General features: G+C 36.0%; 18 protein-coding genes, 1 tRNA gene and 1 pseudogene. 18 read left to right on the plus strand and 2 right to left on the minus strand.

Annotated features, from left to right (window positions below; all coding sequences use genetic code 11):
- The first annotated feature begins 146 nt into the window (after positions 1–146).
- On the plus strand, positions 147–758 hold the full coding sequence (locus COMX_RS09795) for a LolA family protein (RefSeq protein WP_051462106.1): 612 nt from the start codon (positions 147–149) through the stop codon (positions 756–758).
- 135 nt (positions 759–893) lie between these two features.
- Here COMX_RS09795 and COMX_RS09800 read toward each other — a convergent pair whose 3' ends face one another.
- Positions 894–1,757 (minus strand): tetratricopeptide repeat protein, encoded by an 864-nt coding sequence (locus COMX_RS09800; protein ID WP_034340791.1) that lies wholly within the window; start codon positions 1,755–1,757, stop codon positions 894–896.
- 15 nt (positions 1,758–1,772) lie between these two features.
- Positions 1,773–2,453: a lipoyl(octanoyl) transferase LipB gene (gene lipB, locus COMX_RS09805; RefSeq protein ID WP_034340794.1), complete on the minus strand. Its 681-nt coding sequence runs from the start codon at positions 2,451–2,453 to the stop codon at positions 1,773–1,775.
- Between the two features lie 73 nt (positions 2,454–2,526).
- Here lipB and COMX_RS09810 point away from each other — a divergent pair.
- From COMX_RS09810 to COMX_RS09885, 17 genes and pseudogenes are all read left to right on the plus strand, one after another.
- Positions 2,527–2,612: transfer RNA gene (locus tag COMX_RS09810), tRNA-Leu, on the plus strand.
- Between the two features lie 112 nt (positions 2,613–2,724).
- The gene (locus tag COMX_RS09815; protein ID WP_034340797.1) at positions 2,725–4,995 is read left to right on the plus strand and encodes an NADP-dependent malic enzyme; all 2,271 of its coding nucleotides are present in this window, start codon (positions 2,725–2,727) and stop codon (positions 4,993–4,995) included.
- A gap of 289 nt (positions 4,996–5,284) precedes the next feature.
- Positions 5,285–6,169 carry a UTP--glucose-1-phosphate uridylyltransferase GalU gene (galU, locus tag COMX_RS09820; protein WP_034340799.1) on the plus strand — a complete coding sequence of 295 codons (885 nt, stop codon included), beginning with the start codon at positions 5,285–5,287 and terminating at the stop codon, positions 6,167–6,169.
- Positions 6,169–7,557, plus strand: coding sequence for a phosphoglucomutase/phosphomannomutase PgmG (pgmG, locus tag COMX_RS09825; RefSeq protein ID WP_034340801.1), 1,389 nt, complete (start codon positions 6,169–6,171; stop codon positions 7,555–7,557). Before galU ends, pgmG begins: the two co-directional genes overlap by 1 nt.
- 115 nt (positions 7,558–7,672) lie before the next feature.
- Positions 7,673–8,518, plus strand: a complete 846-nt coding sequence (locus COMX_RS09830) for a class I SAM-dependent methyltransferase (protein ID WP_034340804.1) — start codon at positions 7,673–7,675, stop codon at positions 8,516–8,518.
- A 99-nt stretch (positions 8,519–8,617) separates the two neighbouring features.
- Positions 8,618–9,562, plus strand: a complete 945-nt coding sequence (locus COMX_RS09835) for a 2OG-Fe(II) oxygenase family protein (RefSeq protein WP_034340806.1) — start codon at positions 8,618–8,620, stop codon at positions 9,560–9,562.
- Between the two features lie 53 nt (positions 9,563–9,615).
- Positions 9,616–11,688 carry a glycosyltransferase family 61 protein gene (locus tag COMX_RS09840; RefSeq protein ID WP_034340808.1) on the plus strand — a complete coding sequence of 691 codons (2,073 nt, stop codon included), beginning with the start codon at positions 9,616–9,618 and terminating at the stop codon, positions 11,686–11,688.
- Positions 11,689–12,097: 409 nt separating this feature from the next.
- Complete coding sequence (locus COMX_RS09845; RefSeq protein ID WP_034340810.1) at positions 12,098–13,327, plus strand: argininosuccinate synthase; 1,230 nt, start codon at positions 12,098–12,100, stop codon at positions 13,325–13,327.
- Positions 13,328–13,351: 24 nt separating this feature from the next.
- Complete coding sequence (locus COMX_RS09850) at positions 13,352–13,834, plus strand: FKBP-type peptidyl-prolyl cis-trans isomerase (RefSeq protein WP_051462107.1); 483 nt, start codon at positions 13,352–13,354, stop codon at positions 13,832–13,834.
- Between the two features lie 30 nt (positions 13,835–13,864).
- Complete coding sequence (gene trpS, locus COMX_RS09855) at positions 13,865–14,875, plus strand: tryptophan--tRNA ligase (RefSeq protein WP_034340813.1); 1,011 nt, start codon at positions 13,865–13,867, stop codon at positions 14,873–14,875.
- A 5-nt stretch (positions 14,876–14,880) separates the two neighbouring features.
- Positions 14,881–15,297, plus strand: coding sequence for a secondary thiamine-phosphate synthase enzyme YjbQ (locus COMX_RS09860; protein WP_034340843.1), 417 nt, complete (start codon positions 14,881–14,883; stop codon positions 15,295–15,297).
- A 72-nt stretch (positions 15,298–15,369) separates the two neighbouring features.
- Positions 15,370–15,537, plus strand: a pseudogene (locus tag COMX_RS11460) (double zinc ribbon domain-containing protein); the annotation flags it as partial.
- A 3-nt stretch (positions 15,538–15,540) separates the two neighbouring features.
- Positions 15,541–16,068, plus strand: a complete 528-nt coding sequence (locus COMX_RS09865) for a ComF family protein (protein WP_051462108.1) — start codon at positions 15,541–15,543, stop codon at positions 16,066–16,068.
- A gap of 99 nt (positions 16,069–16,167) precedes the next feature.
- Complete coding sequence (gene grxC, locus COMX_RS09870; RefSeq protein ID WP_034340820.1) at positions 16,168–16,425, plus strand: glutaredoxin 3; 258 nt, start codon at positions 16,168–16,170, stop codon at positions 16,423–16,425.
- Between the two features lie 110 nt (positions 16,426–16,535).
- Positions 16,536–16,988, plus strand: a complete 453-nt coding sequence (locus COMX_RS09875) for a DUF2147 domain-containing protein (RefSeq protein WP_152534209.1) — start codon at positions 16,536–16,538, stop codon at positions 16,986–16,988.
- Between the two features lie 107 nt (positions 16,989–17,095).
- On the plus strand, positions 17,096–17,449 hold the full coding sequence (locus tag COMX_RS09880; RefSeq protein WP_034340823.1) for a DUF6616 family protein: 354 nt from the start codon (positions 17,096–17,098) through the stop codon (positions 17,447–17,449).
- A gap of 121 nt (positions 17,450–17,570) precedes the next feature.
- The coding region (locus COMX_RS09885; RefSeq protein WP_034340826.1) for a beta strand repeat-containing protein at positions 17,571–19,938 on the plus strand (2,368 nt) is incomplete at its 3' end.

Genomic DNA, 19,938 nt, shown 5'->3' on the forward strand with positions numbered 1-19,938 from the left:
AGTGATTTATTATAAAGTGGTTGAGTGTATTTATAATAATTTAATATATACTTATAAAATTTATTTTTCTTATATTTGATTGCAGTTATGATCGTGCTAAATATTATTTTATTGCATTATATGTGAATTAAATAAAAGGAAAAAACATGAAGTGGATGCGAAGAAGCGTATTGCTTTTGTTGCCAATGTTATTGGCCGCGTGTCAAAATGGGCAAGAGTTGCGTCCAACATGTGAATTAACAGCAATTACTCAAGTCGAATCTTATTTAAACAATCCTAAAGGGTTTGAGGGGCAGTTTACACAAACTTGGCCTGATGGTGGAAAATCCACAGGACGCATTGTGTATGAGCCAGGGAAGTTGCGTTTAAATTATGAATATCCTGCGCCAATGATTGTAGTGGCTAAGGATAAACGCATGGTTGCCAAGGATTTTAGTAACCAATCAGTAACTCATATTGGTTTATCACGTAATCCATTAGGATTGATGTTAAAAACGCCTGTACATTTATCTAAACCTATTTTAGTAACAAATATTCAGCATAAAAATGGTTTCTTGCAAATTTCACTGGCCAGCTCAGATAATCCGTCGCAGGGACTATTAACATTATTATTTATTGATCAGAAAGGTTTGTTGATTTTAAAACAAATGCAAGCCGTTGATGTGCGTCAGCGACGCAGTATTATGGATCTTGAGAATATCCAAGAAGGGATTCAGGTTCCAGCATCTTACTTTGCTTACCCTGATGGACAAGGATAATGATGTAAAACAATATAATATTTTGTGCTTTTCTCTTGAGAAGAGCGCAAGAAGCTTGTTTTAGGGATAGCTCTGATTACGAGTATTAATAGCTTATAGGGTTCTTTTTGATATTAGTGACAATAGTCATAACATTTAATAAGTGACATCATTAAAATTCATTTTGCCATGATAGGCATCGCAGCCCATATCATATTTTTGTAAGCATGATTTCTTAAAATATTCCATGGCTTTTTTTTCGTTTTTGAGAACGCGCCTGCCTGTCATATATTGCGCACCAACAGTAAATTGAGCTTCTGCCTTACCCTGATTGGCAGAAATTAAGCAGTATTTATCTGATTTTTTATTGTCTTTATTTAATCCTTTTTCTTTATAACGTTTAATTTCTTCTTCTGGTGTATCTTGGGACATAAAATATAAATTACACAGTCCAAAAGAACTATAAGCATTTCCTAAAGCCATACCTTTTTTGTACCAATAAATTGCCTTATCGTAATCATACTTCTCATATATTCTTCCTAACTCAAGCATAGCCGTTGTATTATTTAATTTAGCTGCTTTTTCATACCAAAATATTGTCTCTTCTATTACGTTACTGGTCATATAATATACATAACCTAAGCGCATTTGAGCCTCAACATCTCCTTTAAAAGCAATCTTTTTTAACCAATAAATCCCTTTATCATATTCAGAGCAAGGAAGTTGTGTGTATAGCATGCCAAGGCTTTTTTGTGCTTTGGTGTAACCTTGGCGTGCTGCTTTGGTATAGTATTTTATTGTTTGTCTACGATTATAGGGAAAACATCCTTCATTAACAGGCATTCTAGTAATTGAATCATAATAATCTCCAAGTGCATTTTCAGCTTTTGCATCGCCTCGCTTTGCCTGTTTTTTTAGTTGTGATATATTGATTTTACTCTCTTTTGATAAAGCAATATTATTATTGTTCCATATGAAAATAGTTAATAAAATCAAAAGCGAATAAAATTGTTTGTTCATTTTGTTTGCTGTTTATTAGAAAATATTATTTTCTTGTAAAGAATGTGGAAAAATATGGCTCCACTGTTCAAGTAAAACCTGATCAACCTCATCCATAGAGTAATGCACCCCGAGCTTTTTCATGCTTGTTACTCCATAATCAGCTAATCCACAGGGAATAATACCAGAATAATCTTCTAAATTAGGAGAAACATTCAATGCAATTCCATGCCAGCTGATCCACTTAGTTAGCTTTATTCCCAATGCAGCAATTTTTTCTTCTTTTTGAGTAGCAGGATCAATGACCCATAAACCAATTCGATCCGACCTTTTCTCTGCATGAATATTAAATTGTTTTAAAGTTAAAATAATCCAATCTTCAATGGCATTTACAAAGGCATGAATATCCCTTGGGGGGAAGGCTTGATGATCTTGGCGTAAATCCATCATAATATAAATAATACGCTGGCCAGGCCCATGGTATGTCCATTGCCCACCGCGATTTGTATAAAATGTTGGATAGTTTTGAGTATTAATTAAATCTTGTTCTTTAGCCGAAGTTCCTGCTGTATATAATGGGGAATGCTCTAAAAACCATAAGCATTCTGGCTTTTTTTGATCATAGATACCTTGAACATAATTTTGCATATATTCTGAGGCGTTAAGGTAAGAGATAATTTTTTTGCTTTTTTGTAAAATTATAGGTGGAAAGGGCATTGCATGAAATCTTTTGATCGGTTATAGAGAAAACACATGAGATGATACCATTATATTAAATGGTTTGTCATGTGCGGTCGTGGCGGAATGGTATACGCGCAAGCTTGAGGTGCTTGTGGGGGCAACCCCGTGGAAGTTCGAGTCTTCTCGACCGCACCATATTTTTATTTCTCAAAAAAGATTGATTTTCCTTTTCTTTTATCTGTTTTAAGATGTCTATATTAGTTTTATAGTAAAAGACTTGAATTTTAAATATCGATAGAGGAATAAAATGGATCAAAAGTTTAAACAGGAAGCCTTGGATTATCATCAATATCCAAAGCCAGGTAAGTTAACTATTACGCCAACTAAAAGAATGGCAACACAACGTGATTTGTCTTTGGCTTATTCTCCTGGTGTAGCAGCTCCATGTTTAGAGATCCAAAGAGATCCTTCATTAGCCAGCAAATATACAGCCAGAGGGAATTTGGTTGCTGTTATTTCTAATGGTACAGCTGTTCTGGGTTTAGGAAATATTGGGCCTTTGGCGGGGAAACCTGTAATGGAAGGCAAAGCTGTTTTATTTAAGAAATTTGCTGGTATCGATGTTTTTGATATTGAGGTTGATGCAACAGATCCTGATCATTTTTGTAATGTGGTTGCAGCATTAGAGCCGACATTTGGTGGGATTAATCTTGAAGATATTAAAGCACCAGAATGTTTTGAAATAGAAAAAAATCTACAGTCACGTATGAACATTCCAGTTTTTCATGATGATCAACATGGGACTGCGATTGTTGTAACGGCGGCTTTGGTCAATGCACTGCGTATTCAAAACAAAAAGCTAGAAGATGTAAAATTGGTTACTTCTGGTGCTGGTGCTGCAGCGATGGCTTGTGTTGATTTAATGGTTGGCATGGGTGTCAAAGTCGAAAATGTGACTTTGACAGACATTGATGGCGTAGTTTGGAAAGGTCGTGATCCAAATATGCCAGAAAATATGGCACGTTATGCCAAAGAGACCAATGCACGTAAATTACAAGAAGTGATGAAAGACGCTGATATTTTTCTTGGTCTTTCTGCTGCTGGGGTTTTAAAAGCTGAATATGTTGAACATATGGCAGAAAAACCAATCATCCTAGCATTAGCAAATCCAGAGCCAGAAATTACACCTGACGAGGTTAAAAAAGTAAGATCAGATGCTATTATTGCAACCGGACGTTCAGATTATCCTAATCAGGTAAATAACGTTTTGTGTTTTCCATTTATTTTCCGTGGTGCTCTGGATGTTGGAGCAAAAGAAATTAATCTGGAAATGCAGCATGCTGCAGTTTATGCTTTGGCAAAATTAGCAACTTTAGAAGCTAATGAAGCGGTTATTGCTGCGTATGGTGGTGCGGCTCCTTCTTTTGGTTCTGAATATATATTACCAAAACCTTTTGATCCAAGGTTGATTTTGGAAATTGCACCAGCCGTAGCAAAAGCAGCAATGGATAGTGGTGTCGCAACGCAACCTATTGAAGATTTTCAAGCTTATAAAGATCATTTGCAAGAATTTGTATTTCGAAGCAGTCAGGTGATGCAACCTGTTTTCGAAGCCGTAAGAAGACAACCTGAGTTAAAAAAGATTGTTTTTTCAGAGGGTGAAAATGATCGTGTATTACGTGCAATACAGACGCTGGTTAATGATAATCTGGCTAAACCTTATGTTATTGGAAATAAAGAGCGGATCCAAGCTAAAATCAAAAGTTTAGGTCTTAGTTTGAAAGTGGATGAGCATGTCGGTGTTTTTGAGCCTAATCGTGATGATCCATTATTAAAATCTTTAGAAGAACCTTATAAAAATTTAGTACAAAGGCAAGGAATTCCACCTTCTTTAGCCTATGAGCAATTATATCGCAGAAAATCAGTTATGGCTGCGATGTTGTTAAGAGAGGGGCATGTTGATGTTTCTTTGATTGGTGGGTATGGTGAGTGGTATCGACATTATAAATATCTAAAAAAAATCATCCCTAAACGTCCAGATGTAAAGAAATTTTATACAATTTCTGCATTGATTCAATCTAATGTTGTTTTGTTTGTGGGGGATGCATATTTACATTTGCACCCATCTGCGTCTGATATTGCCGAGTTAACTTTATTAGCTGCTGAAGCTGTATCAAAGTTTGGTTTGCCACCAAGGGCTGCATTGCTTTCTTATTCTTCATTTGGCACTGCGCGCTCTGGTTCTGTTGAGAAAATGCGTGAAGCATTAGCGATCATTAAAGAAAAGAATCCGAGTTTAGAAATTGATGGAGAAATGCAAGGGGATGCTGCGTTAAGTCCTATTGTTCGTGGCCGTTTGGTTGATGATTCTCCATTAACAGGAAATGCGAATTTGTTAATTATGCCATGTCTGGATTCTGCAAGTATCGGTCTTTCGTTGAGCCGTGTTGTAGGGGATGCGTTGCAAATTGGCCCAATTACGCTTGGTGCCACAAAGCCATTACATATTTTGACAGAAAGCACAACAGCACGTGGTATCGTTAATTTAGCCATGATTGCTATTAAGCAATCGTTATAATTAATTTTAACCTTTATTTTGTTGATAGTGAAATAAAGGTTATGAATATTATAAGTTGGTTTGTCATTTTAACTTGGTTTATAGAGAAAATAATAGTGCTTTTAAACAAAAATAGTTGTATATTTCACTCATTATTATCTTTGTAAAGCTTATAAAATACTTCAATAAACATGCTTATGACATAATTATAGGGTTTTAGTTTAAACGATAAAAGTAAATTCCTTTAAAATATCTATGGCTTCTGATATATGTCTAGAAATAAATAAAAGTTAACTTAAGGTACAATTCTGTGATTAAACCTCTACGTAAAGCTGTATTACCTGTTGCTGGATTTGGCACGCGTTTCTTACCTGCTACCAAGTCTATGCCTAAAGAAATGTTGCCTGTTGTGGATCGTCCATTAATTCAATATGCGATTGATGAAGCGAGAGCCGCTGGAATTGAACAATTTTGTTTAATTACGGCACGGGGTAAAGATTCTTTAATTGACTATTTTGACATTGCGTATGAATTAGAAGATACGTTGCGTCAAAAAGGTAAAAAAGAAGCATTAGAAGCATTACAACCCTCAAGTATTCAGGCAGGATCATTAACTGCATTGAGGCAACAAGATCCTTTGGGACTTGGACATGCAGTTTGGTGTGCACGTACATTCGTAGGGGATGACCCTTTTGCGGTATTGTTGCCTGATGATTTGATCCTGGGTGAACGTGGTTGTTTATCTCAAATGGTCGAAGTTTACAATCAGTATGGTGGAAACGTTGTCGCGGTTTCAGAGGTTCCTAAAGAAAAGACCTCTAGTTACGGAATTGTTGACGTTGCAGCCGATGATGGGCATTTAGTTAAAGTTTCTGGTGTTGTTGAAAAACCAAATCCAGAAGATGCACCTTCTAATTTATCTGTAATTGGTCGTTATATTTTGTCACCAGACATTATGGCTTATCTTTCCAAAATGGAACGTGGTGCAGGTAATGAAGTGCAATTAACAGATTCTATGACACAGTTGATTGGTAAGATGCCGTTCCACGGGTTGCGTTACGAAGGTACGAGGTATGATTGTGGAAGTAAGGCTGGCTTCTTAGAAGCTCAAATTGCTTTTGCGCTGCAACGTCCTGATCTAGCATCATCTATGCGTCAAATCCTAAGGAAATATGCACATGAAGGTGAAAAATAATGGAACATCAACGTAATATTGATACAAGCATTTTACGGGAATATGATATTCGTGGAGTTTATGATAAAACATTTTTTATCGAAGATGCTTATGCCATTGGACGTGCATTTGGTAGTCTAGTTATTCGCAATAATGGTAAAAAAGTTGTTGTTAGCTATGATGGCCGTGTAAGTTCTCCTGATCTAGAAGCCGCTTTAGTTGACGGACTTAAAAAATGTGGGTTAGAGGTTATTCGTATCGGACGTGGCCCAACCCCAATGTTGTATTATGCTGCAACAACGATGGAAGCGGATGGTGCTGTAATGGTCACCGCTAGCCATAATCCAAAAGAATATAACGGCATGAAATTCATGCTGGCTGGAAAATCTTTTTTTGGTAAACAAATCCAAGAGTTAGGTGTGCAGGTTTCCAAAGGGGACGTTGTTCCAGAAGGCATTGGTAGTGTTCGCAAAGTCGATATTGTTGATGAGTATGTAACACGTTTATTAAAAGATTTTGGTGTTACCGATCGTAAGTTAAAAGTTGTTTGGGACAACAGCAATAGTGCAGCAGGTGAAGTATTAACTAAACTTGTTCAGCAATTGCCAGGCGAGCATATTATATTAAATGGTACAATTGACGGGAATTTCCCAGCACATAGTCCAGATCCAACAGTTCCTAAAAATTTAGTGCAATTACAAGATGAAGTTGCTGCCCGTCAGGCCGATATTGGGATTGCTTTTGATGGGGATGCTGATCGTATTGGTGTCATTGATGACAAAGGTAATATTCTTTGGGGTGATCAATTAATGATTGTGTATAGCCGTGATATTTTACCTGATCATCAAGGTGCCACAATTATTGCTGATGTTAAAGCCAGTCAAATCTTATTTGAAGAAGTTAAAAAAGCTGGTGGCAATCCATTGATGTGGTGTACAGGGCATTCTTTGATCAAAGCAAAAATGGCTGAAACCAAAGCTTTGTTGGGTGGAGAAATGTCGGGTCATATTTTCTTTGCAGATAAATGGTATGGTTTTGATGATGCGCTTTATGTTGCAATAAGAACTTTGGATATTGTGAATCGTTTAAAAGGTCCTCTTTCTGAAATTACAGAATCTCTGCCAAAAGCAATCTCAACTCCTGAGATCCGTTTCGATTGTGCGGATGATCGTAAATTTAGTGTAGTTCAAGAAGTTGCAGAGCGTTTAAAAGCGGAAAAAGCTGATGTAGTAACTATCGATGGCGTGCGCGTGAATACGCCAGACGGTTGGTGGTTGCTTAGAGCCTCCAATACTCAAGCGTCTTTGGTGGCAAGGGCTGAAAGCACAACAGGGGATGGTCTTGAAAAGCTAAAGGATGCGTTAAAGTCTCAGCTTAGTGCTTCTGGCGTAGAGCTTCCAAAAATCTAGTTTTAGATTTTAAGATTATTTTTGGTAAAGGTGTAACTGTGAAAGGTTGCGCCTTTATTTGTTTGTGCGTTACTATTAGCCTTGTTTTTACTGATATTAGAGATATGCATATAAGATGACAGTACCTGTTTTATTTAATCGCAAGCTTGTTCGATATCATCGTGATAGAGCAGCACGTCACTCTCAAGCGGTGCGAGGCATTGTTGAAGCCTGTGCCGAACGATTATTAGATCGTTTAGATGATATTCAGCGTCCTTTTAAGGATGCCTTGGAAATAGGGGGACGAGGTGTAATTGCCCCAGTATTGCAATCTAGAGGAATGAGTGTTGTTTCTGGTGATTTATCACAACGATTAGTATCTTTAAACAAAGTAACATCTGTTTGTATGGATGAAGAGTGTTTTCCATTTAAAGCACAAAGCTTTGATTTAGTGGTTGCGTCTTTTAATTTACATTGGGTTAATGATCTTCCTGGGGCGTTGATTCAAATAAAGAATATTTTGCGTCCTGATGGTTTGTTCTTGGCTGCTATACCGATTTTACCGACATTATCCATGTTAAGGGATATTATGGCTGAGGAAGAGCTTGAATTAAGTGATCGTGTTTTTCCTCGAGTATCACCTTTTCCTGACTTGCGAGCTTGTGCAACTTTAATGCAACGAGTGGGATTTGCATTACCTGTGGTGGATAAGGAGGAAGTCGAGTTGGTATATCGATCCGCTGTGGGGTTGATGCAAGATTTACGATTCTCTGGTGAAACAAATGCGTTAGTTGAACAGAAAAAAACATTTTCCAATCGTGCTTTGATAGCGCATTATTTTGCTCGATTAGAGGAGCAGGGTGAATTCAAAATGCCACTACATTTTGCTATTTTGACTGGGTGGGCACCAGATGCTTCGCAACAACAGCCTTTAAAGCCAGGGCAATTTTCTGTTTCATTAGAAGAAATGTTAACTCAGTAACTTTCATGAAGATCGTTTGTTTTTATCTATTGTAGAATAGATATAAGTTATGCATATTTAATACTCAAAGATTATTTTTAATTTGGAGGTAATTTGTAAATGAAGGAATATGTTCCTGTCATTGATATTTCTGATATCTACCAAAATGATAAAAATAAACATTTAAAAATTGCTGAACAAGTTGATTATGTCTGTCGGAATTCTGGTTTTTTTTGTATTACGGGGCATCATATCCCAAGAGATGATATTCAAAAGATTAAAGATCTTTCGCGACAGTTCTTTAATCTTTCTTTGAAAGAAAAGCAAACAATCAGTATTTTAAATAATGAGATTTATAGAGGCTATAGCAGTTATGAGCTAGAGCAATTAGATCAAGAAAATAGTATCGATTATAAAGAGATGTTTGATATGGGATATCATTTAGACAGTGATCATCCCGAGGTGCAAAAAAAAGATCCTTTTCGTGGCCCTAACATTCATCCAGAAATTTTAATTCCAGGTTGGACACAAGTTTTTGAAACACATTATAAAAAAATGACAGAGCTAGCGCGTGTTGTGTTCAAAATCATAGCACTTGGTTTAAAACTAGAGGAACATTTTTTTAATGCGATGTTTTATGAGTCTTTGAGCACATTCCGAGTAATTCACTATCCAGGCTTACCTGAACAGCGTAATAGGGTGGTCTGTGGAGCGCATACAGATTATGGGATTTTGACAATTTTATATCAGGATAATATTGGTGGCTTGCAAGTTCGAAATCAAGAAAATCAATGGATAGATGTCCCTCCTATTGAAGGTGCGTTTGTTATGAATATTGGCGATATGATGGCCATGTGGACAAATGATCATTATAAAAGTACGTCGCACCGTGTATTAAATACAGGTCATGATCGTATATCAATGCCATTTTTTACAGAGCCGCATCCTGATCAACTTATTCAATGTTTACCACAATGCTCCGATAAACAAAATCCTCCTAAATATCCATCGGTTACTTGTAGAGAATGGTTGTTAAAAAGATTCAAGGCAGCTTATAATGAATAATTATTCTAGTTTGGCTTTTTATTTATTCAGTTTTAAACATTAAGAGAATTACTGTGTTATTTATCAATACTGAAGAAAATTTAAAAAAAGAAAAAATTTGTTTTTTTAATACGCATTTGGATTTTATTCATCAGTTTATGCCAGATCTTGTCAAGGATTATGTAACTGGCTTGATAAATAACGAAGTTTTATTACCTTTCAACATTAACAATATTGATCTTAAATTATTAGACGATAATGTTTTTGATAAAAAACTATTTTACTGCATTTTATATGTATGTTGCCGTGAAATAGATTCTTGTTGGGAGGGTTTTTTCTTTTATATTCAACCGTTATATCCCGCATTGGGGATAGATTTCTCTTCTGAGTTTTCTTTTGAGAATACAACGTCGCCACCATCTGATTTATATAGCATTCGACAATGTCGTGTTGATAAGCCTTTATATACAGATTCAGTGAATGTGAATGTTGGATTTTACAATAAAAATGAAAATTTTAATTATCAATGTTATGATGATTATTCAGCAAAAGAATATCTGGTAAATTATTGCAGCCCTAAAGCATTGCTTGCATATAAGAATATTCAATATCCCCAAGCTAAATCAGACTTTTTTCTAATGGCATCATTATATACTGATGGTGGTATTTCCGCTGATGTATGTTCTATTGCTCAATCAAATTTGGAAATATTAATAAAAAATACAGATTTTTTATTAATTTATGATGATAAGGGGCTTCAAAAAAAATTTATTTTTGCTCAACCTCGAAATTTATTCATTTTATATCATCTTAATTTCTTGATTGAAGAGATGAATTATTTTGGCGCGGACCAAGATTATGATAATCTTTTTAGTCGGTCGGCATTTCATTCTAACTTTATGGATTATTACGCTTTTTGCTATCAATATATTAAAGATATTCGTATCAATTTTTTGCATGACGATATTTATACTGCTTTTGTTCATGGTGGGATATCAGAAGAATCTTTGTCCTGTGCAAATGATTTTCCTTTTATGGTTGCCAAAGGTGCTTTTAGAAGCCAAGAAATATCAAAGCATACATCTTTAATTCCAAATATAGAGGTTAGTTCTAAAAATTTTTATGTACCTCCTACAAATAATTTAACAATTATAGGTCATGATAATAATCCACAGTTTATAAATAGAGTTCAAACACCTTATAGCCTTCCATCGTTAAATGTGTGGGAGGTTGATAATGTGGATTTATATGGTTTAGGATGGGTGTGTAAAAATAATCAATTTATTAGTTTTGAAACCCATTTATCTAATTTAGCTTTTAATTCCGATTATCAACGAATATGGCCGCTGCCAAAGAATAATGATATTACAAAAGTTATAGAAGACGAATGTATAATTGCTTTTAACGCTGGATCTCATTGTTATGGACATTATTTGGTTGATGATCTTCCTAGAATAGGATTAATCAAAGATTATTTAGGAAATGAGTTTTACGATAAAAAATTTATTATATCAAAAGAAACGCCAGAGTGGGGAAAGACTCTATTAAAATATTTTTTTAATCTTAGAGATGATCATTTTATCGTATTTGATTTTTCGAAAGAAATATGGAGACTTAACAAAGTTTTTTTATCGTCTTATGTAACAAAAGATAACTACAATTTTCATGGATACGTTCGTCAGTTTTATCGACAATATTATCAAGCTGGGGTGAAACCATATAGGAGGGTGTGCTTATCAAGGGCTCTATGCAACCCTAATACACGACATCAGCGTATATTTCAAAGTCGTGAAGTTTTTGAGTATTTAGCGTTATCATACGATTTTGAGGTGATTTGTCCTGAAAGTTTATCGATAGAAGAACAAATCCAGTTGATGGCAGAAACAACTTGTCAAATTGGTGAGCATGGTTCTGCGCAACACTCTTCTGTTTTTAACCCATATGGTATGGTTGTTGGAACATTAAATCCTATTGGTGATATACAAATTGCTTTGGGAAGAGTGTATAACGACAAAAATATAATTTGTTATTCTGACTCGATTGAATGGGGTGGACCGAATAATGAAGTGCTTTATTACGATATAGAACAAGAAAAATTAATTACTTTCTTTGAGAAAGTTCTTCAAACATTACGAGATGATCATTAAATTTTGAAAGGAATAGTTTTTATTTATAATAAAAGTAGCTTATGAGTAATTATTTTTTTAATAATTTGTTTTTAATGGTAAGTTAATTACTTGCGAAAAAGTGAATTATTATAGCCGTTTCATAAATATATTCACGAAAAATAACTGTTCAATAAAGTTGAAAATTTGTAAAGACTATTCTTGGTGGTTTAATTTATATAGCAATAAATATTTAATTAATATTTATATAAAAAAACTGGCTTGAATGTTGTATACTTAAACAGATGATTAGATAAAAACCATATTTATTACGATATAGAATTATTTATTGTATTTCTGCTATATTCCCAAGAATGTTTATTTAAAATATTGTTGAATAGTGCTATAAAATCAGCAAATATCTGGATTTTTATATGAAAAGAGAAAAACTATGGCAGAAAAAAAGGTGAACAAAGTTGTTCTTGCTTATTCTGGTGGGTTAGATACTTCGGTTATTTTGCGTTGGTTGCAAAAAAATTATGAATGTGAAGTGGTTACATTCACTGCGGATTTAGGCCAAGGTGAAGAATTAGGGCCAGCACGTAAAAAAGCCGAAATGTTTGGTGTGAAAGAAATCTTTGTTGAAGATTTACGTGAAGAATTTGTTCGCGACTATGTTTTCCCAATGTTTCGTGCCAATACCTTATATGAAGGTCAATACTTACTTGGAACCTCTATTGCACGACCTTTAATTTCAAAACGTCAAATTGAAATTGCTGAACAAGTTGGTGCGGATGCAGTGGCTCATGGGGCAACGGGTAAAGGTAACGATCAAGTTCGTTTTGAACTTGCTTATTATGCACTAAAACCTGATGTTAAAGTGATTGCACCTTGGCGTGAGTGGGAATTGACTTCTCGTACCCGTTTATTGCAATTTGCCGAAGAAAATCAAATTCCCATTGCGCATGATAAACGTGGGGAAGCACCATTCTCTGTTGATGCAAATTTATTGCATTCCTCTTCTGAAGGAAAGTTATTAGAAGATCCAGCGGAAGCTCCTGATGAAATTGTTTTCCAACGTACGATTTCTCCTGAAGATGCGCCTGATAAAGCAACTGAAATTACCATTGATTTTAAATCTGGTGATCCAGTAGCAATTAATGGTGTAGCCATGTCACCAGCAACCTTACTTACTCGTCTTAATGAGTTGGGTAAAGAAAATGGAATTGGTCGTCTAGATTTGGTTGAAAATCGTTTTGTCGGTATGAAATCTCGTGGGATTTATGAAACTCCTGGAGGTACAATTTTATTATTTGCTCATAGAAACATGGAATCTATTACATTAGATCGTGAAGCTGGGCATTTAAAAGATAGTATTATGCCCCGTTATGCAGAGTTGATTTATAATGGTTTTTGGTTCTCTCCTGAACGCCGTATGTTACAGGCACTCATTGATGAAAGCCAACATTCTGTGAATGGGCGCGTACATTTGAAACTGTACAAAGGTAATATGATTCTTATGGGTCGTGAAAGCCCCAATAGCCTATATGATATGCGCGTCGTTACTTTTGAAGATGATGAAGGTGCGTATAATCAAGTTGATGCTCAAGGCTTTATTAAATTAAATGCATTACGTTTACGTCTAGGTGCGCAAGCAGGACGTCGCGGCGGCAGTTTATAACTTTGTGAATAGGAATTGGCGATCATGAAAAAATTCTTTGCTTTTATGGCTCCTGCATTTTTTGCTTTCTCTTTGGCAGCCTGTGCGGGTGATAAAGATGTTCAATTAACGTCTGATCAATTTATGAAGAAAGTAACAGCTGAGTCTGGTGTGAAAACACTACCCAGTGGTTTGGCTTATCGTGTTATTCAAACAGGCGATCCAAAAGATGCGTCTCCAGCCAAAGGAGACTTGGTATTGGTTGAGTATGAAGGCCGATTACCCGATGGTGTGATTTTTGATGCTTCTGATCGTCATGGTGGTGGATTAATGCAAATGCCAGTCGATGGTCTTATTCCTGGATGGATGGAGGCTTTGCCAATGATGCATCCGGGGGATACTTGGCAGCTTTTTGTTCCAGCGAATTTAGGCTATGCAGAAAAAACAATGGGTGTTATTCCTTCTAATAGTCCCTTAGTCTTTAAAATCCATCTGGTCGGCGTTACCAAAGGTGCTGGTAATAAATAAGTTGTTTGTGTAAAATAAAGGTGTTTTATTGTGTCTAAACCGTTAGGAAAAAGAGTTTTCTCTGGTATTCAACCTACAGGAATTCCACATTTAGGAAATTATTTGGGGGCAATTCGTCACTGGGTTGACATTCAAGAGGGAAATGAATGTATTTACTGTTTGGTAGATATGCATGCGTTAACGGTTTGGCAAGATCCCGTGCAGCTCAGAAAACAGATTATTGAGCAAGCCGCTATTTTGGTTGCAGCAGGAATTGATCCACAAAAACATATTTTATTTAATCAATCAGCCGTTTCGGCACATGCGCGCTTGGCATGGATTTTTAATTGTGTTGCGCGTATTGGCTGGATGAACAGAATGACCCAGTTTAAGGATAAAGCTGGTAAAAATAGAGAAGCACAGTCTGCAGGGCTATATGTATATCCTAACTTGATGGCTGCTGATATTTTAACTTATAAAGCAACATGTGTTCCTGTAGGTGAAGATCAGCGTCAGCATCTAGAGTTGGCAAATGATATTGCTCAGAAATTTAATTATGATTATGAAACGGATTTTTTTCCTGAAGTTCAAGGATATATTCCAACTACCAGTGCTCGTGTGATGAATCTACGCGATGGTAGCAAGAAAATGTCGAAGTCTGATCCTTCTGAGCAAGGGCGGATTGAGTTGATGGATGAAGATGACGTCATTGTTAACAAAATCAAGCGTGCAAAGAGTGATTCCGAGCCTTTACCATCAGAGAAAGAAGGACTTGAAAATCGCTTGGAAGCGTTAAATTTAGTTTCGATATATTCTGTGATGTCAGGTAAAACTGTTGATCAGACACTACAAGAATTTGCAGGGCAAGGGTTTAGTGGTTTTAAATCAGCACTATCGGATGTATTAATCCAACATATTTCACCAATTCGTGAACAAGCCAAAAAATTACTGGCAGATCAAGCTCATATTCATGCTATCTTAAGGAAAGGTGCTGAAAAAGCATCAGCCATCGCAGAACCGATTGTATCTGAAGCAGAAGCAATTGTAGGATTTATAAAGTAGTTATGATGAAACAACAAACGGGTTTTTTACAAGTTCAAACGCATGGTCAAGGTTTAACCATGCTGAACGTAGAAATATCTAATTGGATTTTAAAAACAGGTATTGTTACAGGATTGTTAACGTTGTGGTGCAAGCATACTTCCGCATCTTTTATAGTGCAGGAAAATGTTGATCCGGATGTTCGTCAAGATATCTTATCTTATTTAAACGATTTGGTTCCTGAAAATCGTTATTATCTACATGATAGTGAAGGGGTAGATGATATGCCCGCGCATATTAAAACGATTTTAACTCAGACACATCTTTCTATACCTGTTGTAAACCGTCAAATGGTGTTGGGGATGTGGCAAGGTATTTATTTATTTGAGCATCGGAGGCAAGCTCACCTTCGTGAGGTTGCTTTGCATGTAATGGGCGAGTAAATATTTATTTGTTCCCTTTCTTATAATTCTAAATAAGGAAAAAGAAAAGTATTTACCATTTTTGAGCATATTCTGAATTTTTTAGTTCCTCCTCGTTGTCTAATCTGCAGTAAAATTGTTGTTGATGCTGGATGGGTTTGTTCAGATTGCTTTAAAGATCTTGATTTTATTGAAAAGCCATATTGTCTTTCATGTAATCGGCCATTTATTTCTTGGGAAGAAGTTGGTAAAGATTATATTTGTTTGGAATGTGCTTCTGCAGCGGTTCCTTGGCATCAATGTCGAGCAGCTTTCTTGTATAATGAAGGCTTTAAAAAACTAATTATGCCGTTAAAATACGGTGATCAACAAAAGAGTTTGGTTTTTTTATCTTATTTTATGCATCGTTGTGCTAAAGATTTAATTGTTCAAACAGATATTATTATTCCTGTTCCCTTACATAAAAAAAGATTGAGGCATCGTCAATATAATCAGTCCGCATTATTAGCTTGGCAGATTGGGAAGATAAGTAAAACTTCAGTTCTGCCTATGGGGTTATTACGTGTTAAAGAGACAATGGTTTTAGGGCATTATAATAAGCAAGAACGGCAATATTTATTAAAAAATGCATTTATTGCATATCCTAAATATCTAAATAAAATAAAGAATAAACGTATTTTATTAATTGATGATGTGATGACAACAGGCTCAACTTTAGCCGAGTGTACATCGGTTTTGTTAGAGGCTGGTGTTGCACAAGTTGATCTTTTAGTGGCAGCAAAAGTTGTGTAATTATATAGAAAATAACTAGAAATTTTGATGGGACTTGTTTTGTCTTGATGAACTATTTATATTTTAACAAATATCATTTTATATCTTAAGGAGTTTACGATGGCTAAAATTGAAATTTATACGCAACCAGGATGTCCTTATTGTCAAAGAGCAATCATGTTATTACAAGCAAAAGATGTTGCGTTTAATGAGATAAATGCACCCAAAGGGACGAAAGAACGTGAAGAGGCTATTAATCGTTCCGGAGGAAAAACATCAGTTCCTCAGATTTTTATTGATGATAAAGCAATTGGTGGTTGTGATGATTTGATGGCATTAAATCAATCAGGTGAGTTACAAAAATTATTGGGAATTTAAAAAGAAACAATATATAGTCATCTCATTTCGTTTTAATTATAAATTATCATGAGGGATTAAAGGTGTTTACCAGACTTAAAAAAGTAAGCGTAATTACTGGTATTATATTTATGATGTCCCTATTTTTTGCTTCATTAAGTAACATTAATGCTCAGCAGTCTGCTGATCCTATTAAAATATCACAGCCTGTAGAAGTTGGTTTGTGGGCAACAAAAGAAAATGATGGTGTTTTTCAAATTTACGTATGCGGTCAAAAGTTATGTGGCCGTTTTGTGGGAATGCAATATACAACACCTCTGCCCCCGACCTCAAAGCAAGGGAACTCTCAGTGTAATTTTCTGATGTTACAGAATTTCGTACGTGATAAATCCGGGAATCGTTGGTCTGGGACCATCTTTGATCCAAGAAACGAAAAGGCATATGATGCTAAGATATGGGTTTCAAGTAAGGGTGAGTTAAAAGTTCGAGGGTATTTAGGGATCACTTTACTAGGTGAAACACATACCTGGCATCGTTTCTCAGGCAAAATAATGGAAAATTGCCGTTTACCCGACTTAAAGTAAAATGCTAATTGACTTTTAGCATCATTAACTGTTATTTAATAAGTGGTTAACCACTTGTTAATATTTTTAACTAGGTTTTCAATTATAGCTTTAAAAAGGAAGTCAATATGGCTTATGTTGTAACACAAGTTTTTTCCCCTAAAGATAAATGGAAAAAAGTTACAAAGCAGATTAAAGAACAAATTTTACAGCGTATGATTGTAAATTTATCATCTTTGGCAGGTGATAATAGAGTTCAATTGATTGCTGCGGGGCAGATTGATGGCAAGATTCCTCGTGTCGTAGATTTTGAGTTTTATGTTGTTTGGTCAGTTGAATTGTCTGAAATGAGCAAGCATATTACCCAGCATTTGCGTGAAAGCGAATGGAATGAGTATTTTGAAGTGGTTAATATCGGTGGTAGTGCGTTAAGCATTCCACAATTTGCGGATCTTGTTCTAGCTGATTTAGATGCGGAATAGATTTTGTCAATTTACTAAAAATATAGACTACATAAATAAATAATACTTTAATAATTTTAAATATAAATACAGAAATTAAATACTAAAAAAATAAGTCAATTATTCATTTTAGGATTATTTAATGTCTGAAGAAAACGAAAATAACAATACGTCAAGTATTGATCAAGCTGCAACAGTGATTGCGGCAACGAACGATGATGCTTCATCGTCTTTAAACAGTGCGCTATTTGGAAGTTCGAATGATTCTGCTGCTATTAGTGGTGGTTCTTTAAATAGCGCAGATTCTGCATCGCTTACTGATTTATCATCTACTGGTTCTCTTGGGTCTGGCGCTGATTCTCTTGCATCTGCATATAAAGCAGGTGTTATGTCTGCATTGGATCAAACCTATTATGCTGGTGCATTAGGGCGTTCTGCAGCGGTTACACCGTATGCAGCAAGGGCTGCAGCTCCAGCGCAGGATAAAAATACATACACAATTGCCTCTTCACGATCACTTTGGCTTGCTAACGCTAATTCAATGACGCCTGCTGCTGCTTCTGGTCAGGCTAATTTGTATACTTGGGCTGGTTCTGACCAAGTTGCCACTGGATTTCAAGGTACATTTGGTGTTGGTGCTGGTTTGGGTGGTGCAATTTATCAACAAACCGCTGGTTTGAACATTCAGTCTGGTGCTGCGCTTGGTGTTGGTGATAGAGCTCAACTTTGGGTGGGGAATGCTGCTTCATTTTCTGCGGGTTCTGGTAATTTAGGTCTGACATATGGCGAGACTGCTAATGCTCTTACGCCTGATGGTCGTTCCTTATATTTGGGAAGTAGTTCCTACCTAAGCGCTGCTGGTTTTCTTGGTGGTGTTGCTGACAAATCTCAGGCTGGTGCCAGTTTAGGTGCTGATGCTACTGGTTTGCGTACTAACGCTGTTAGTACTGGTGATGATGTTGTTATGGATATTGGCGCTGACTGGGGTACGATTGGTGACGTGCGTGCAGGTTATGTTGTTCCTAAAGCTGCCATTGGTAATAATAATAAAATCACAACTGGTGGTAACGTTGGGGTATTTATGAATGCTTCTGTTGCTGTTGGTAGTAATGTAACTATGAATGTTGCTGTAATGGGTGGTAGTGGTTTCTTTATTGGTTCTGGTGGATATTACAGTGCTGGTATAAATGGAAGCTATCTTGTTCATGGTGGTATGGGTGCTGCTTACAGCAACTTAACAACCAACAATGCTGCTACTCTTATCTTGAGTGATAATACTTCTGTTACGTTAGATAAAGCAAACTGGGGTAACTTTGCTGCTCAGGCTGGTGGTATTGTTTCTGCTGGTAATAATTTTTATTTGCGTGCGCTAGCAATGTCTGTTGGTTACGGTCAAGATCCTGATACTGGGGCTATCCTTGGTGTACAGGCTGCAACAATGTCAATTGGTAATAACGCTATTATTAATTTGGCGCAAAGTGGCTTAACCATGGAGAAAGATTCTGCTGGAAATCCTTTTAATTTCTATTTGGGATCTAATGGTGCCATTACAGTTGATGGTGTTGGTGGAAAATTAGGTATTGGTACTGGTGCTACTATTGATGGTAAAACCATTTCTATTGGTAACTATTCCAAAGATTATAGCGGATTTAATCCTCAAACCGGAAAGGCGATGCAATATTCTTGGTATAATACTGGGAATAATAACAACGTAACTATTGGTTCTGGTGCGACTATTAATCTTTCTGGTGGTATAGCACTGGACGGTAATAATAATAGTTTAATATTAGCTGGTGGTGGTACTTCTGGTAATATTCTAAATGCAGGATTTATCAGTGCTGGTCGTTTCTACAAGGCGTATCAAATACCGCTTGCAAATAGTAGTTCTACAGCTGGTGGTACTAAGTATAACTATGTATATGATAATACCTCTGGAGCAAATGTTCAAATTGGTGATAATTACGTTATCACATTGACATCAGGGACTATATCAACAGGATTAGCGAATGAACCAACCATTAGTAATAATGGTAATTTTGAAGTTAATACAAATGCTGGTATATTCACGCTTGGTAATAATGTTCATTTGACCGCAAATTCAATGGTTATTGGTGATTATTTTGTGTCATCATATAATCCATACACAAGCACATATGATACATTTACAGCAGCTACAAGTGGTGCTTCTATTACCTACTTAGCAGATGCTAATATCCAACTTTCAGGTGCTGTTCTGTTGAATGGTATCAATGACAAGATGGTATTTGGTGACAGATTGGTTCTAAATGCGGCGACAATGTCATTTGGTACGGGTGTTGCTGGTGGTAATCAGTATAACAATTCATTTGTTGTAGCTAATGATGCAAAGCTTACTATTAGTAACGGCTTTATAAATAATTTATCTAATGGTTTAACGCAATTTGGTGATAGTGCGAACGTACATCTTCTTGCTGGTGATCTTGCATTGGGTGGTGCTGGTGTTGGTGTTGCTGCAAATCGCAACTTCTTCC

The organism is Commensalibacter papalotli (ex Servin-Garciduenas et al. 2014), from assembly GCF_000527695.1.
Taxonomy (GTDB): Bacteria; Pseudomonadota; Alphaproteobacteria; order Acetobacterales; family Acetobacteraceae; genus Commensalibacter; species Commensalibacter papalotli.

Coding starts and splice junctions, on each gene's coding strand:
- COMX_RS09795 (WP_051462106.1), top strand. CDS start 147: ATGAAGTGGATGCGAAGAAGCGTATTGCTTTTGTTGCCAATGTTATTG.
- COMX_RS09800 (WP_034340791.1), bottom strand. CDS start 1,757: ATGAACAAACAATTTTATTCGCTTTTGATTTTATTAACTATTTTCATA.
- lipB (WP_034340794.1), bottom strand. CDS start 2,453: ATGCCCTTTCCACCTATAATTTTACAAAAAAGCAAAAAAATTATCTCT.
- COMX_RS09815 (WP_034340797.1), top strand. CDS start 2,725: ATGGATCAAAAGTTTAAACAGGAAGCCTTGGATTATCATCAATATCCA.
- pgmG (WP_034340801.1), top strand. CDS start 6,169: ATGGAACATCAACGTAATATTGATACAAGCATTTTACGGGAATATGAT.
- COMX_RS09830 (WP_034340804.1), top strand. CDS start 7,673: ATGACAGTACCTGTTTTATTTAATCGCAAGCTTGTTCGATATCATCGT.
- COMX_RS09835 (WP_034340806.1), top strand. CDS start 8,618: ATGAAGGAATATGTTCCTGTCATTGATATTTCTGATATCTACCAAAAT.
- COMX_RS09845 (WP_034340810.1), top strand. CDS start 12,098: ATGGCAGAAAAAAAGGTGAACAAAGTTGTTCTTGCTTATTCTGGTGGG.
- COMX_RS09850 (WP_051462107.1), top strand. CDS start 13,352: ATGAAAAAATTCTTTGCTTTTATGGCTCCTGCATTTTTTGCTTTCTCT.
- COMX_RS09860 (WP_034340843.1), top strand. CDS start 14,881: ATGAAACAACAAACGGGTTTTTTACAAGTTCAAACGCATGGTCAAGGT.
- grxC (WP_034340820.1), top strand. CDS start 16,168: ATGGCTAAAATTGAAATTTATACGCAACCAGGATGTCCTTATTGTCAA.
- COMX_RS09875 (WP_152534209.1), top strand. CDS start 16,536: ATGATGTCCCTATTTTTTGCTTCATTAAGTAACATTAATGCTCAGCAG.
- COMX_RS09880 (WP_034340823.1), top strand. CDS start 17,096: ATGGCTTATGTTGTAACACAAGTTTTTTCCCCTAAAGATAAATGGAAA.